This window comes from Herbaspirillum sp. C7C8, from assembly GCF_022627875.1.
Lineage (GTDB): Bacteria > Pseudomonadota > Gammaproteobacteria > Burkholderiales > Burkholderiaceae_D > Herbaspirillum.
Genome location: NZ_JABXGG010000009.1, coordinates 18986 through 33915 on the forward strand (window position 1 = coordinate 18986; position 14930 = coordinate 33915).

At 62.6% G+C, this 14930-nt stretch carries 11 protein-coding genes; 7 read left to right on the forward strand and 4 right to left on the reverse strand.

Translation table 11 applies throughout. The features are described 5' to 3' along the window. Window positions 1-131 precede the first annotated feature (131 nt). Together HWE01_RS12215 and HWE01_RS12220 are read left to right on the forward strand one after the other, a co-directional pair. Window positions 132-1529 carry an aminotransferase-like domain-containing protein gene (locus HWE01_RS12215; RefSeq protein WP_241821952.1) on the forward strand — a complete coding sequence of 466 codons (1398 nt, stop codon included), beginning with the start codon at window positions 132-134 and terminating at the stop codon, window positions 1527-1529. Between the two features lie 214 nt (window positions 1530-1743). Continuing rightward, window positions 1744-3354, forward strand: coding sequence for a methyl-accepting chemotaxis protein (locus tag HWE01_RS12220; protein ID WP_008330097.1), 1611 nt, complete (start codon window positions 1744-1746; stop codon window positions 3352-3354). A 75-nt stretch (window positions 3355-3429) separates the two neighbouring features. Here HWE01_RS12220 and HWE01_RS12225 read toward each other — a convergent pair whose 3' ends face one another. Next, complete coding sequence (locus HWE01_RS12225) at window positions 3430-4338, reverse strand: LysR family transcriptional regulator (protein WP_175344356.1); 909 nt, start codon at window positions 4336-4338, stop codon at window positions 3430-3432. A gap of 252 nt (window positions 4339-4590) precedes the next feature. On the opposite strand from HWE01_RS12225, the gene aceB reads away from it, so the two are divergent. Then, on the forward strand, window positions 4591-6177 hold the full coding sequence (gene aceB, locus HWE01_RS12230) for a malate synthase A (protein WP_241821953.1): 1587 nt from the start codon (window positions 4591-4593) through the stop codon (window positions 6175-6177). A gap of 155 nt (window positions 6178-6332) precedes the next feature. Here aceB and HWE01_RS12235 read toward each other — a convergent pair whose 3' ends face one another. The 3 genes from HWE01_RS12235 to ispD all read right to left on the reverse strand — a co-directional run bounded on the left by HWE01_RS12235 (window position 6333) and on the right by ispD (window position 8096). Then, window positions 6333-6539 (reverse strand): cold-shock protein, encoded by a 207-nt coding sequence (locus tag HWE01_RS12235; protein WP_006464465.1) that lies wholly within the window; start codon window positions 6537-6539, stop codon window positions 6333-6335. A 316-nt stretch (window positions 6540-6855) separates the two neighbouring features. After that, the gene (gene ispF, locus HWE01_RS12240; protein WP_241821954.1) at window positions 6856-7359 is read right to left on the reverse strand and encodes a 2-C-methyl-D-erythritol 2,4-cyclodiphosphate synthase; all 504 of its coding nucleotides are present in this window, start codon (window positions 7357-7359) and stop codon (window positions 6856-6858) included. Further along, window positions 7356-8096, reverse strand: coding sequence for a 2-C-methyl-D-erythritol 4-phosphate cytidylyltransferase (gene ispD / locus HWE01_RS12245; protein ID WP_241821955.1), 741 nt, complete (start codon window positions 8094-8096; stop codon window positions 7356-7358). The genes ispF and ispD overlap by 4 nt, the downstream gene beginning before the upstream one ends. A gap of 198 nt (window positions 8097-8294) precedes the next feature. On the opposite strand from ispD, the gene mfd reads away from it, so the two are divergent. The 4 genes from mfd to HWE01_RS12265 all read left to right on the forward strand — a co-directional run bounded on the left by mfd (window position 8295) and on the right by HWE01_RS12265 (window position 14926). Beyond that, on the forward strand, window positions 8295-11732 hold the full coding sequence (gene mfd, locus HWE01_RS12250; RefSeq protein WP_241821956.1) for a transcription-repair coupling factor: 3438 nt from the start codon (window positions 8295-8297) through the stop codon (window positions 11730-11732). A 58-nt stretch (window positions 11733-11790) separates the two neighbouring features. Continuing rightward, window positions 11791-12657, forward strand: coding sequence for a phosphoserine phosphatase SerB (gene serB, locus HWE01_RS12255; RefSeq protein ID WP_241821957.1), 867 nt, complete (start codon window positions 11791-11793; stop codon window positions 12655-12657). 36 nt (window positions 12658-12693) lie between these two features. Beyond that, window positions 12694-13056, forward strand: coding sequence for a DUF4870 family protein (locus tag HWE01_RS12260; RefSeq protein WP_008330079.1), 363 nt, complete (start codon window positions 12694-12696; stop codon window positions 13054-13056). A 244-nt stretch (window positions 13057-13300) separates the two neighbouring features. Continuing rightward, window positions 13301-14926: a methyl-accepting chemotaxis protein gene (locus tag HWE01_RS12265; RefSeq protein ID WP_008330077.1), complete on the forward strand. Its 1626-nt coding sequence runs from the start codon at window positions 13301-13303 to the stop codon at window positions 14924-14926. The last annotated feature ends 4 nt before the right edge of the window (window positions 14927-14930 follow it).

Below are 14930 nucleotides of genomic sequence, written 5' to 3' on the forward strand. Positions count from 1 at the left end.
CTTGCAGCGGCCCTCTCCAGCGCTGGCAGAATAACAAGGGTGTACCATTGCGCATGGGTACAGTTGGCGCCAACAGTGATGCAACTGTACCCAGGACAATCCCTTTGCATTGCAGCAAGATTCGATCACCCATGGCCCCAGCCCAGACCCTCACCCTGACCCGGACACTGGTGGAACTGATCCGCCGCCAGATCGCCGAGGGCGCCTATGCGCCCGGCAGCCGTCTGCCGTCGATCCGCGCGCTGTCGGCGCAGCATGACTGCGCCAAGAACACCATCGTCAATGTCTTCGAGGAGTTGACGGCGCAGGGCGTGGTCGAGCCCCGGCGCGGCTCGGGCTTCTTCGTGTGCGCCACGCCGCCGCGTCCCAAGGAAGAGGAGGAGGGCAGTCTCAGCCGTGCCATGGACGTGGTCTGGCTCATGCGTGAGCAGTTGAAGCACGACCCCGGTCATCTGCGCCTGGGCGATGGCTTTCCGCCGGTGGAATGGCTGCATGACGTGCGGCTGGACAAGTTCCATCAGAAGGTAGTGCGCACCGGCATGGGCGCGCTGTTCGGCTACGGCAGCCGCTTCGGCTACCTGCCGCTGCGCCAGCACCTGGTGCACAAGCTCGCGCAGCATGGGATCGAGGCCGCGACCAGCCAGATCGTGCTGACCCACGGTGCCAACCAGGCACTCGACATCGTGATCCGCAACTTCATTGGCCCGGGGGACCGGGTGCTGGTCGATGAACCGGGCTACTACATGTTGTACGGCAAGCTCAAGCTTTCCGGCGCCCGCATCATCGGCATCCCGCGCCACCCGGACGGGCCGGACATTGAGGCCCTGGAGCGTGAACTGCAGGTGGCGGGCAAGCCCTTGCTGTTCTTCACCCAGTCGCTGGGGCACAATCCCACGGCCTCGGACACCTCCCCCCACAAGGCCCACAAGATCCTGCAACTGGCCGACCGCTACGATGCCCTGATCGTGGAGAACGATGCCTTCGCGGACTTCAAGCCGGCCACCGCACCGCGCGTGGCCACGCTGGACCAGTTGCGCCGAACGCTCTATATCGGCAGCTTTTCCAAGTCGGTCTCGGCGGCGCTGCGGGTGGGCTTCATTGCCTGCCATCGGGATCTGGCCAGCGACCTGGCCGATATCAAGATGCTGGTGCACATGAGCAGTTCCGAATACTGCGAGCGCACGCTGGACGTGATCCTGTCCGATGGCCACTTCAGCCGCCACACCGCGCGCCTGCGCGACCGTCTGGCGCAGGCCACCGAAGCGGCCGGCCATCAGTTGCAGCAGCTTGGGGCGCAACTGTTCTGTGCGCCCCAGCAATCCATGTACCTGTGGGCGAGATTTCCCGGCTTTGCCGATGCCAGGCAACTGGCCCGGAGCCTCATGGCGCATCATGTGGTGCTGGCGCCGGGCAGCATCTTCCACGTTGATCCCGAGCACAGCGTCCCGTGGTCGCGCTTCAATGTCGGCCTGCTGTCGGACCCGCGATTTACCGCCGCCATGGCCAGCTTGCTGGAGCAGGCAAGCTGAATTCCCGTCTGCTGGGGGGCACTATCGGGTTTTCCGTTCAGGCAGGAAGAGAGCCGCCATTGCCCGTCTGTTCGAGGCTTAGCTTTCTTGTCCTGCCTGCGCTCGCATGCCATAGTGCTGAGGGACGGCAGTCGGGGACTGCCGGGGTGACAACAATAATCAAGATGACACTGCGGAGCCTCCGCCCGGACGCTCCGCTGGGGATGGAGCAGAGATGAATATCCTTGGCAATATGAACATTGGCAAACGCCTCACGCTGGGCTTTGCCGTGATACTGGCGTTTTCCGCGATCGTGGCGGGCATCAGCCTGTGGCGACTGGAGCAGGTCGCGTCCGCCACGCGCGAGATGATGAGCGACCCCATCAAGACCGAGCGCCTCATGGGCGACTGGTATACCAATCTGACGGCGGGTATCCGCCGCACGCTGGCCATCGCCAAGAGCAGCGACCCGTCGCTGGCGACCTACTTCGCGGAGGAAGCTGCTGCCTCCACCAAGAGTTCCACCGAGTACCAGAAACAGGTCGAACCCTTGCTGGTCACCCCGGAGGAAAAGGCTCTGTTCCAGAAAATCGGGGAGCAGCGCAAGGTCTACCTGTCTTCGCGCGACGAGATCGTCAAGCTCAAGGCCGCGGGCAACGTGGAGGAGGCCATGCGCCTGCTCGACAAGGTCTTCGTCCCGGCGGCCGCGACCTATCAGAAACTGATGCGCGACATGGTGGACATCCAGCGCCAGGATATCGATGAGACCGCCAAGGAAATCGATCACATCGCCGTCCAGAGCCGCATCCTGATCCTGGTGCTGGAGGGGCTGATCCTGCTCCTGGGCATCGTGCTGGCGCGTCTGCTCACGCTGGGCATCACCCGGCCGCTGCAGACGGCGGTGGTGGTCTCGCGCAAGGTGGCCGAGGGCGACCTGGCCACCCAGGTACAGGTCAATTCGCGCGACGAGACCGGCCAACTGCTGCAATCGCTCAAGGAGATGAATGACAGCCTGCGCAGCATCGTCTCCAATGTCCGTAACGGCACCGATACCATCAGCACGGCCTCGGCCGAGATCGCCGCCGGCAATCTGGATCTCTCCAGTCGTACCGAGCAGCAGGCCAGTTCACTGGAAGAAACCGCCTCGGCCATGGAAGAGCTGATTTCCACCGTGCGCCAGAACGCCGACAACGCGCGCCAGGCCAGCCAGCTGGCGCAATCAGCCTCCAGCGTGGCCGAGCAGGGTGGCGGCGTGGTCAGTCAGGTAGTCGATACCATGGGCGCCATCAATGCTTCTTCGCGCAAGATCGTGGACATCATCAGCGTGATCGACGGGATTGCCTTCCAGACCAATATCCTTGCGCTCAATGCCGCCGTGGAGGCAGCGCGCGCTGGTGAGCAGGGACGCGGGTTTGCCGTGGTGGCCTCGGAAGTGCGTTCGCTGGCCCAGCGTTCGGCCTCGGCGGCCAAGGAGATCAAGGAGCTGATCAATGATTCGGTCGCGAAGGTCGGCGACGGCAGTCGCCTGGTCGAGCAGGCCGGTGCCACCATGCAGGAAGTGGTCAGCAGCGTGCGCCACGTTACCGATATCGTGGCCGAGATCAGTGCAGCCAGTGCCGAGCAGACCAGCGGCATCGAGCAGATCAACCTGGCCATTACGCAGATGGATCAGGTGACCCAGCAGAATGCGGCCCTGGTCGAGCAGGCGGCAGCTGCTGCTGCCTCGATGCAGAACCAGGCGGGACGGCTGGCGCAGATGGTCAGCGTGTTCCGGGTCAATGAAGGCGAGGCGCCGGTCAGGCGGGAGATCGACGTGACCCCGGCCGGCCCGACGCTGCCGCACTGAGCTCACTGACTGTACTTGCCAGGACGGCCCCGCGGGGGCCGTTTTGTCTTTTCTGCGGCTGCGTCTGCGGCAGCCTCAGCGACGCTGCTTCCAGTAATCCGGCTGCGCATAGGCATGACGCAGAAAATCCACGAAGGTGCGGATGCGCAAGGGCAGGTGGCGTCGCTGCGCAAACACTGCGTAGATCGATGGTGCCGGAGCGGCAAACTTGTCCAGCACCGTCACCAGCTCGCCAGCTTCGATGGCTGCGCCCACTTCCCACATCGACCGCCAGGCCAGGCCGCGTCCGGCCAGCGCCCAGTTGTGCAGCACTTCACCGTCATTGCAGACCATGTTGCCGCCGACCTTGTAGACGCTCACCTTGCCGGACTGCTTGAGTGTCCAGCCACGCTGGCTGCCTTCGCTGCTCATGGCCAGGCAATTGTGGCGTACCAGTTCGTCCGGGGTCTGCGGGGTGCCGTGGCGGCGCAGGTAGGAGGGAGCGGCGACGATGACCCGATGATTCTCGGCCAGCTTCACGCTCACCAGGTTGGAGTCGGTCAGGGTGGCAATGCGGATGGCGACGTCGATGCCTTCCCCGATGACGTCGGCAATGCGGTCATTGAGGTTCAGCGTGAGGGTGACATCGCGGTGCTCTGCCAGAAAGGAGGGCACCAGGGGGGCCACGTGCTGGCGACCGAACCCGGCCGGGGCCGAAATCAGCAACTGGCCACTGGCACGCGCGCTGCGTTCGGACACCGCCGATTCGGCATCTTCCAGGTCAGCCAGGATGCGCTGGCAGTCTTCCAGAAAGGCTGCGCCTTCGTTGGTGAGCACGATCTTGCGCGTGGTTCGCTGCAACAGCTTCACGCCCAGGCGCTCCTCCAGCGCATCCAGCCGCCGCCCTATCATGGCCGGGGCGATGCCCTCGGCACGGGCCGCCGCCGACAGGCTGCCACGGGCGGCGACCTCGGCAAAGGTCGAAATCTGCTTGAACTGGTCCATGCTGTCCTCTTCAAAAGACCCGGAAACGGGCGGCAAAGCCGCGCCGGCCCTGCGCCGACGTGCTGCGGCGATTATCTGCTCACTTATGACTAAAACGCAAAGATAAATTGATAAAAGCTTTCACTACTATCGATTTGGTTTAAATATACTGCGTACATAAAGTGTCTGATGCGATGCAAAAAGCTGCATAGTCTCAGGCACAATCATGAAAACAAGATTCACCAGTCCATTTTTCTTTTTGAGGAGTCCAGCATGACGCAACTGAAGCTGCCCACCGGCATGGAAATCTCCGGCGAGATCAAGCCGGGTTACGAGAACGTCCTGACCTTTGACGCCCTGTCACTGGTCGCCAAGCTCTCGCGCGCCTTCGAAAGCCGCCGCCAGGAACTGCTGGCCGCCCGTGCCGAGCGCGTCAAGCGGCTGGATGCCGGCGAACGCCCCGACTTCCTGAAGGAAACCGAAGCCATCCGCACCGGCGACTGGAAGATTGCTCCCATCCCCGAAGCCCTGAAGTGCCGCCGGGTGGAAATCACCGGTCCGGTCGAGCGCAAGATGGTCATCAACGCCTTCAACTCGGGCGCCGACAGCTACATGACCGACTTCGAGGATTCCAACTCCCCGGTGTGGGACAACCAGATCAGCGGCCAGATCAACCTGTATGACGCCATCCGCCGCACCATCTCGCTGGAATCGAACGGCAAGAGCTACAAGCTCAACGACAAGATCGCCACCCTGGTGGTGCGTCCGCGTGGCTGGCACCTGGACGAGAAGCACGTCACCATCGATGGCAAGCGCATCTCCGGCGGCATCTTCGACTTCGCTCTGTTCCTGTTCCACAACGCCAAGGAACAGCTGGCGCGCGGCGCCGGTCCGTACTTCTATCTGCCCAAGATGGAATCGCATCTGGAAGCGCGTCTGTGGAACGACATCTTCGTGATGGCGCAGAACGAGATCGGCCTGCCGCAAGGCACCATCAAGGCCACCGTGCTGATCGAAACCATCACCGCCGCCTTCGAGATGGAAGAAATCCTGTACGAACTGCGTGAGCACAGCGCCGGTCTGAACGCCGGTCGTTGGGACTACATCTTCTCCTGCATCAAGAAGTTCAAGAACGACAAGGACTTCTGCCTGGCCGATCGCGCCAAGGTCACCATGACCTCGCCCTTCATGCGCGCCTACGCACTGCTGCTGCTGAAGACCTGCCACAAGCGCGGCGCGCCGGCCATCGGCGGCATGAGCGCGCTGATCCCGATCAAGAACGATCCGGAAAAGAACGCCATCGCCATGCAGGGCATCATCAACGACAAGCGCCGCGATGCGACCGACGGTTACGACGGCGGCTGGGTGGCTCACCCGGGCCTGGTCGAAGCCTCCATGAAGGAATTCGTGGCCGTGCTGGGCGACAAGCCCAACCAGTTCGAAAAGCAGCGTCCGGACGTGGAAGTGAAAGCCGCTGACCTGCTCAACTTCCAGCCGGAAACTCCGATCACCGAGGCCGGCCTGCGCTACAACATCAACGTCGGCATCCATTACCTGGGCGCCTGGCTGGCCGGCAATGGCTGCGTGCCCATCCACAACCTGATGGAAGATGCGGCTACCGCCGAGATCAGCCGTGCCCAGGTGTGGCAGTGGATCCGCAGTGCCAAGGGCAATCTGGAAGACGGTCGCAAGGTCACTGCCGACATGGTACGCGCCATGATTCCGGAAGAGCTGGCCAAGGTGAAGCAAGTGGCAGGTGATGGCCCGACCTATGACCGCGCGGCCAAGATCTTTGAAGAAATGTCCACCTCCGAGACCTTCGCCGAGTTCCTGACGCTGCCGCTGTACGAAGAAATCTGATTCAGCTCTGCTTGAGCAGAAATGAAAATCCCCGCCTCTCGCAAGAGGGCGGGGATTTTTTTGAGGTCTCTTTCAGGTCTGTTTCTTCACACTGTGAAAGCTGCAGACGAAAAAAATCCCCGACGTGTCGGGGATTTTTTATCAGCTTGAAAAGCTTAAGCAGCCGGAACGATGTTCGAAGCTTGCTTGCCCTTCGGGCCGGTGGTCACTTCGAAGGAAACGCGTTGGTTTTCCTTCAGGGACTTGAAACCATTCGATTGAATAGCCGAGAAGTGAGCGAACAGATCTTCGCCGCCTTCATCGGGGGTGATGAAACCAAAACCCTTTGCATCGTTGAACCACTTGACGGTACCAGTTGCCATTACGGACTCCTAAATTTAATTGATTGGGGCTTGCGCCCGGCTCTTTATCGTTACTCGGGAGGAATGACAGCGAAGAACCGCACTACCAGCTCGAATCCTAACGACGCGACGATTATACTCATTAAATCGAGAATGCAAGCCATTTTCGGTACGAATCTTCCATTAAAAGTTTTAATGGCTGATTCTGGTGCCTTAGATTTCTTTCCATGCCGGGAAATGGTGCGCCAAACCGGCTTCAATCCCTTGTCTGGTGCGGCTTTTGGCGTGTCGGTGGATGTCCTACGCCGGCGTGTCGGGAACTTTCTGACAGCGTTTTTCAACCGTTTTGACGGTGGACCAGCACAACCGCTTCGGTGGCAATCCCTTCTTCACGTCCCAAAAAACCCATTTTTTCATTGGTTTTTGCCTTGATATTGACTTGCCCTTCAGAAATCCCCAGGTCCGCCGCCACGTTGGCCACCATGACGGGAATATGCGGGGCCATCTTGGGCGCCTGGGCGATGATGGTGGCATCCACGTTGCCCACGGCATAGCCGGCAGCAGCCAGGCGCTTGGCCGCCTCGCGCAGCAGCACGCGCGAGTCGGCGCCCTTGAACTGCGCATCGGTATCGGGGAAGTGGCGGCCGATGTCGCCCAGCGCGGCGGCGCCGAAGAGCGCATCGGTGATGGCATGCAGCAGGGCATCGGCGTCCGAGTGGCCGAGCAGGCCCTTCTTGTGCGGGATGGTGACACCACCCAGGATCAGCGGGCGGCCTTCCACCAGGGCGTGGCAGTCATAGCCCTGGCCTATACGGAAAGGGAAGGGGGAAGAAGCGTTCATGCGTGCGGACCTTTCAGGAAGAATTCAGCCAGGGCGGCGTCCTGCGCCAGTGTGACCTTGAGATTGCGGGGGCTGCCCTCGACCAGGCGCGGACGCAAGCCCAGCATTTCGATGGCGCTGGCGTCGTCGGTGATCTCGCCCAGGCGGCCTTGCGCTTGCGCCTGCTGCAAGGCGCGCCGCAGCAGGGTATAGGGAAACATCTGCGGTGTCTGCGCCGCCCACAGCCCGGCACGCGGCACGGTCTCCTGCGAGCGGGGCGATCCGGCGCCATCGCTGCGCTTGAGGGTATCGACCACTGGCAGGGCCAGCAGGCCACCGACTTCATCGTCGGCCAGGGCATCGAGCAGACGGTCCAGCAGCGGCACATCCAGGCCGGGGCGGGCGGCGTCGTGCACCAGCACGCGGTCGGTATCGGCCACCTGATCACGGATGGCGTTGAGCCCGTTGAAGACGCTGTCCTGCCGCGTCGGTCCGCCCACCCGCAGGACGCTTGCGCGTTGCAGCAGGGCGGGCGTCATGAGGGAGTCGATCCAGCCATCCTCGGCGCTGACCACGACGAAGGTGTGGGTGATGCGGGCATGCGCCGCGAAGGTTTGCAGCGCATGCAGCAGCATGGGGAGGCCTGCCAGCGGCAGGTATTGCTTGGGAATCTGGCCGCCCATGCGCGCGCCCACGCCTGCGGCGGGGATGAGCGCAAAGTGGCGGGGCGGGGAAGAAGCGGACTGCGAAGGGTTCATGCCATGCACCTGGCCCCGGCACCCGCCTGGCGGCGGCCTGCGATGGGGCCTTCGTTTATAATGAGAGGCTGAATTCTAATGCCAATCCCTTGCAAGCGACCGGCATTTTGCGGCGCTGCCAGCCTGGTCGCCGCCGCCGGGCCTCGTCAGTTGCCGTACGCGAAACAAGTCCAAACCAAGCCGATCCTCCCGATCCCGATGTCTTTTGATCCGAAAAAAAGCCTGCCCAAGGCAGGTGTGCGTTTCCAGCCTCCCGCCGTGCACGGTTCCGCCGATGCGTATCTGCTGGCCCAGGCCGCGCTGGCCCTGAAGGCCGAAGGCCGCATGCTGGCCGTGGTGGTGGCCGGGGCCACCGATGCCCAGCGCCTGCTGGCTGAAATCCCCTGGTTCCAGCCCAAGGATGGCGAGCGCCTGCGTTGCCACCTGCTGCCGGACTGGGAAACACTGCCTTATGACGCCTTCTCGCCGCACCAGGACCTGGTCTCCGAACGCCTGGCCACGCTCTATGAAGTGCAGTCCGGCCAGTGCGACCTGCTGATCGTACCGGCTACCACCGCCTTGCTGCGCATGGCCCCGCCGCAGTTCCTGGCGGCCTATACCTTCTTCTTCAAGCAGGGCGAAAAGCTCGACGAAGGCAAGCTCAAGTCCCAGCTCACCCTGGCCGGCTACACCCATGTGGGCCAGGTGATGTCGCCGGGTGAATATTCGGTGCGCGGCGGCCTGATCGACATCTTCCCCATGGGTTCGGTGCTGCCGTACCGCCTGGACCTGTTCGGCGACACCATCGAGACCATCCGCACCTTCGACGCCGATACCCAGCGCTCGCTCTATCCGGTGCCGGAAGTGCGGCTGCTGCCGGGCCGTGAATTCCCGATGGATGAAGCCTCGCGCCTGGCCTTCCGCAACCGTTGGCGCGAAGTGTTCGAGGGTGATCCATCACGCTCGGCCATCTACAAGGACATCGGCAACGGCATCGCCGCAGCAGGTATCGAATACTACCTGCCGCTGTTCTTCGAAGAGACGGCCACGCTGTTCCAGTACCTGCCGGCCAATGCCATGTTCGCCACCGTGGGTGACATCGAGCAGGCCATCAAGCGCTTCTGGAGCGATACCCGCTCGCGTTGGAATTTTCTTCACGCCGACCGCGAGCGTCCGGTGCTGGAGCCGCGCGCCATCTACCTGGACGATGAAGATTTCTTCACCCTGCTGAAACCCCACGCCCGCTGGGTGCTCAAGAGCGATGATGCGCCCTCGGCCATCTCCTCGCCCTTGCCCAATATCGCCGTGAACCGCCGTGCGGATGATCCGCTGGTCAACCTGCGCAGCTTCCTCCTGAAGGGGGCCGAGCGGGTGCTGATCTGTGCCGAAAGCAATGGCCGGCGCGAGACCCTGCAGCAGTACTTCGCCGAATACCATGTGCATCCGGTCCTGTGCGAGGACTGGAACAGCTTCCTCTCCAGTGATGAACCGCTGATGCTGGGCGTGGCCCCCTTGCACACGGGCTTCGTCACTGCGGGCGGCCTGGCGCTGGTCACCGAGACCGAGCTGTACGCCGGCAGTGGCCGCCGCGTCGGCAGCCGCAAGCAGCAGGCCGCCACCGATGTGGAATACATGGTGCGCGATCTGTCGGAACTGAAGATCGGCGACCCGGTGGTGCACAGCAGCCACGGTATCGGTCGCTACATGGGCCTGGTCAGCATGGACCTGGGGGAGGGCGAGACCGAATTCCTCCATCTGGAATATGCCAAGGAAACCAAGCTCTATGTCCCGGTCTCGCAACTGCACGTGATTTCACGTTACTCGGGCGCCTCGCCCGAAGATGCACCGCTGCATGCGCTGGGTTCGGGCCAGTGGGAAAAGGCCAAGCGCAAGGCGGCCCAGCAGGTGCGCGATACCGCCGCCGAACTGTTGAATCTGTACGCCCGCCGCGCATTGAGGCAGGGCCATGCCTTCCAGTATTCGGCGCATGACTATGAAGCCTTCGCCGACAGCTTCGGTTTTGAAGAGACTGCCGACCAGGCCGCCGCCATCCAGGCCGTCATCAAGGACATGACCGGCGGCAAGCCCATGGACCGCCTCATCTGCGGAGACGTCGGCTTCGGCAAGACCGAGGTCGCCTTGCGTGCCGCCTTCGTGGCCGTGATGGGCGGCAAGCAGGTCGCCATTCTGGCCCCGACCACGCTCTTGGCCGAACAGCACGCCGCCACCTTCGCCGATCGTTTCGCCAACTGGCCGGTCAAGATCGCCGAGCTCTCGCGCTTCCGTACCGGCAAGGAAGTCACGCAAGCCATCAAGGGCCTGGCTGATGGCACCATCGATATCGTCATCGGCACGCACAAGCTGCTGTCGGACGAAGTGAAGTTCTCGCGCCTGGGCCTGGTCATCATCGACGAGGAACACCGTTTCGGCGTGCGCCAGAAGGAAGCCCTGAAGTCCTTGCGCGCCGAGGTCGATGTCTTGACGCTGACGGCCACCCCGATTCCGCGCACGCTGGGCATGGCGCTGGAAGGATTGCGCGATTTCTCGGTGATCGCCACCGCCCCGCAAAAGCGTCTGGCCATCAAGACCTTCGTGCGCGCCGAGCAGGAATCGACCATTCGCGAAGCCTGCCTGCGCGAGTTGAAGCGTGGCGGCCAGGTTTACTTCCTGCACAATGAAGTGGAAACCATCGCCAACCGCAAGGCCGCGCTCGAACAGCTGCTACCTGAAGCGCGCATCGGCGTGGCCCACGGCCAGATGCACGAGCGCGACCTGGAAAAGGTGATGCGCGACTTCGTGGCGCAGCGCTTCAACATCCTGCTATGCACCACCATCATCGAGACCGGCATCGACGTGCCCACCGCCAACACCATCATCATGCACCGTGCCGACAAGTTCGGCCTGGCCCAGCTGCACCAGTTGCGTGGCCGGGTCGGTCGTTCGCATCACCAGGCCTATGCCTATCTGCTGGTGCAGGATGTGCAGGGCCTGTCCAAGCAGGCCCAGCGCCGGCTGGAGGCGATCCAGCAGATGGAGGAACTGGGCAGCGGTTTCTATCTCGCCATGCACGACCTGGAAATCCGTGGCGCCGGCGAAGTGCTGGGCGATCATCAGTCGGGCGAGATCCACGAGATCGGTTTCCAGATGTATTCGGACATGTTGAACGAAGCCGTGCGCGCCTTGAAGGACGGCCGCGAACCGGATCTCGCCGCGCCCTTGTCGACCACTACCGAAATCAACCTGCATGCGCCTGCACTGCTGCCCAATGACTTCTGCGGCGACGTGCATGAGCGCTTGTCGCTCTACAAGCGCCTGGCCAACTGCGAGAAAGCCGACGCCATCGACGCCTTGCAGGAAGAACTGATCGACCGCTTCGGCAAGCTGCCGGATGCCGCCAAGGCGCTCATCGAAACGCACCGCCTGCGCATTGCCGCCAAGCCGCTGGGCATCATCAAGATCGATGCGCATTCGGAGGCGGCGCTGCTGCAGTTCGTTCCCAATCCGCCGATCGATGCCATGCGCATCATCGAGCTGGTGCAGAAGAACCGCCAGGTCAAGCTCAATGGTCCGGACAAGCTGCGCATCACGGCCAGCATGCCGGACCTCAATGCCCGTGTGCAGCAGGTCAAGGCGACCATGAAGGCACTCACCGGCTGAACCGCTTCCCGGCCGCGTATTACCGACTCCAACCGCATCAACGAATCAACAGAACAACATGAACCTGATCCTGCAAGCCCCCAAGCACCACGCTGTTTCTTCTTCGGCCATCGAGACCATTGCGCAGTTGGCCGGTGGCCGCGCCGAACGCCTCGGTGATAGCCGCGTGCCGGACGCCGATGCCTGGCGCGTAGCCGGGGTGAGCCCGAGCGATGCGCTCAAGGCCAGCATCGACGCTGCCTGCCTGCAGGCACGGCTGGACTATGCCTTCATCGAGGAAGGCCGCAAGCTGACTGATTTTCGCCTGGTGGCCATGGACATGGATTCGACGCTCATCACCATCGAGTGCATTGACGAGATCGCCGACATGCAGGGCTTGAAGCCGCAGGTGGCCGAGATTACCGAGGCAGCCATGCGCGGCGAGATCGAGTTCAACGAAAGCCTGACGCGCCGGGTGGCCTTGCTCAAGGGGCTCGATGCGGGCGCCTTGCAGCGTGTCTACGATGAGCGCCTGCAATTGTCCCCGGGCGCAGAGAACATGCTCAAGGCCGTGCGGGCTGCGGGCCTGAAGACGCTGCTGGTCTCGGGCGGTTTCACCTTCTTCACCGACCGCATGAAGGCGCGTCTGACGCTGGACTACACCCACGCCAATACCCTGGAAGTGGTCGATGGCAAGCTCACCGGCAAGGTGGTGGGCGGCATCGTCAATGCCGACGAGAAGCGTGCGACGGTGGAGCGTGTCTGCCGCGAAATCGGCGCCGAGCCATCCCAGGCCATCGTCATGGGTGATGGTGCCAACGACTTGCGCATGATGGGCATCTCGGGCCTGTCGGTGGCCTTCCGTGCCAAGCCGGTGGTGCGCGCCCAGGCCAACGTGGGCTTGAATTTCGTGGGGCTGGACGGCATCTTGAATCTGCTGGCCTGATTCCGGGGCCGGTTTCCCCTCACTTCAGGAGATGCGATGAACCAGGAACTGGTATTGGACCCGCAGACCCAGACCGGCCGTGACCTGGTCTGGTGGCTCTATCTGGCGCATGCCGCCTGCCTGGTGTTTTCCCTGGGCATGCTGTCGTGGCTGCCGCTGATCGTCAACTATCTCAAGCGCGGCGAGGTGCGCGATACCTTCCTCTACACCCACCATCGCTGGCAGATCCGGTCCTTCTGGTGGTACCTGTTCTGGCTGTTCGCCGGCGGTGTCCTGTGGGCCACCGTGATCGGCATTCCGCTGGCCATCCTGGTGTTCTCGCTGGCCTGGATCTGGAAAGCCTACCGCCTCATCAAGGGCTTCCTCGACCTGCAGGACAACAAGCCCATGCCGGTGTGACCCCAGCGCTGGCTGTACGACCGAAACGGCACCTCAAGGTGCCGTTTCGCATTGCTGGAAAGCAAAGAAGCTTTGCACAAGGGATAATGGTGATATTGAAAGATTTCAATGATAATCTCCAATTATTACTAAATTGCACTATGCACCAGAGTGCATCAGGCTAGCATCAGGCGAACTTTCGTTCATGCGCCTCCCGCTCGGGGTGCCAGGGCGGGGCCGCTCACTCCAAGGGGGAACACTGCGCATGAAGAACTGGACGATCAAGCAACGCATCCTCGGGAGCTTCGCGCTCATCCTGCTGCTCATGGCGCTCATGGCGGGCATCTCGGCGGTCAATCTCGGTCGTATCGAGAAAAGCGCCACGGCGCTGCGCGAGGATTCCACGCCCGGCCTTTACTACAGCAGTCAGATCAATGCCGCCTGGTATGAAAACCTGCTCATGACCCAGCAGATCATTCAGGTCGACAACAGTGACGCGGAGCGCCAGGCCGACCTGGCCCTGCTGCGTCGCAACGGTGAACGCCTGGACCGGCTGCAGGAAGACTACGACAAGACCGTCTTCAGCGATAACGACCGCAAGCTCTTCGAGCAATTCAAGGAGACGCGCCAGAAGTACCGTGCCATCGTGGGCGAGTTGCTGAAGATGGACTTCGGCCAGCGCGCGCCCATCGACAAGATCGTCAACGAGCAACTCCGTCCGCAATGGCGCGCCGGTTACCAGTTGACGCAGCGCATGGTCGATACCAACAAGGGCATTGCCGACCTTGCTGCCAGCCGCATCACCGACGCGGTCAACGCCGCCCAGTTCGCGATGATGACCTCGCTCATGGCCGCCTTGCTGGTGGCGCTGGTGTGCGGTTTCTTCCTGATGCGGGCGATCAACGAGCCGTTGCAGAGGCTCATGGGTTTGCTCGATATCATGCGCTCGGGCGATTTTTCGCGTCGCGTGTCGCTGCAGCGCAATGATGAGTTCGGCGTGCTCGGCACTGGCTTCGACCGCATGACCGATGAGTTGACCGCGCTGGTGTCGCAGGCGCAGAAGTCCTCTGCACGGGTGGCCACCTCGGTGACCGAGATCGCTGCTACGGCCCGCCAGCAGCAGGCCACCGCCGCCGAAACCGCCGCCACCACCACCGAGATCGGCGCCACCTCGCGCGAGATTCATGCCACCTCGCGTGACCTGGTGCGCACCATGAATGAAGTCTCGGTCGTTTCCGAACAGACGTCTGCCCTGGCCGGCAGCGGGCAGGCGGGTCTTACCCGCATGGGCGACACCATGCAGAACGTCATGGACGCCGCCGGTTCGGTCAGCGCCAAGCTGGCCATCCTCAACGAGAAGGCGGGCAACATCAACCAGGTCGTCACTACCATCACCAAGGTGGCCGACCAGACCAATCTGCTCTCGCTCAATGCCGCCATCGAGGCCGAGAAGGCCGGCGAACATGGTCGCGGCTTCTCGGTGGTGGCCACGGAAATCCGTCGTCTGGCTGACCAGACTGCGGTGGCGACCTATGACATCGAGGTGATGGTCAAGGAAATCCAGTCGGCCGTGGCCGCCGGTGTGATGGGCATGGACAAGTTCTCCGACCAGGTACGACGCGGCATGCAGGACGTGCAGACCGCCGGTAGTCAGCTCTCGCAGATCATCGCCCAGGTGCAGGCGCTGTCGCCGCGCTTCCAGATCGTCAACGAAGGCATGCAGGCCCAGGCCAGCAGCGCCGAGCAGATCAACCAGGCTCTGGTGCAGCTCTCCGAAGCGGCCCAGCAGACCGTGGAATCGCTGCAACAATCGAGTCAGGCCATCGACGAGTTGAACGTGGTCTCCAATGAACTGCGCAATGGCGTCTCGCGCTTCAAGGTAACGGACTGAGCGC

Excerpts from the sequence above, each read along its gene's own strand:
- ispF (WP_241821954.1), bottom strand. The coding sequence starts at position 7,359 with ATGAACGCTTCTTCCCCCTTCCCTTTCCGTATAGGCCAGGGCTATGAC.
- HWE01_RS12225 (WP_175344356.1), bottom strand. The coding sequence starts at position 4,338 with ATGGACCAGTTCAAGCAGATTTCGACCTTTGCCGAGGTCGCCGCCCGT.
- HWE01_RS12265 (WP_008330077.1), top strand. The coding sequence starts at position 13,301 with ATGAAGAACTGGACGATCAAGCAACGCATCCTCGGGAGCTTCGCGCTC.
- HWE01_RS12215 (WP_241821952.1), top strand. The coding sequence starts at position 132 with ATGGCCCCAGCCCAGACCCTCACCCTGACCCGGACACTGGTGGAACTG.
- aceB (WP_241821953.1), top strand. The coding sequence starts at position 4,591 with ATGACGCAACTGAAGCTGCCCACCGGCATGGAAATCTCCGGCGAGATC.
- HWE01_RS12260 (WP_008330079.1), top strand. The coding sequence starts at position 12,694 with ATGAACCAGGAACTGGTATTGGACCCGCAGACCCAGACCGGCCGTGAC.
- HWE01_RS12220 (WP_008330097.1), top strand. The coding sequence starts at position 1,744 with ATGAATATCCTTGGCAATATGAACATTGGCAAACGCCTCACGCTGGGC.
- ispD (WP_241821955.1), bottom strand. The coding sequence starts at position 8,096 with ATGAACCCTTCGCAGTCCGCTTCTTCCCCGCCCCGCCACTTTGCGCTC.
- serB (WP_241821957.1), top strand. The coding sequence starts at position 11,791 with ATGAACCTGATCCTGCAAGCCCCCAAGCACCACGCTGTTTCTTCTTCG.
- HWE01_RS12235 (WP_006464465.1), bottom strand. The coding sequence starts at position 6,539 with ATGGCAACTGGTACCGTCAAGTGGTTCAACGATGCAAAGGGTTTTGGT.
- mfd (WP_241821956.1), top strand. The coding sequence starts at position 8,295 with ATGTCTTTTGATCCGAAAAAAAGCCTGCCCAAGGCAGGTGTGCGTTTC.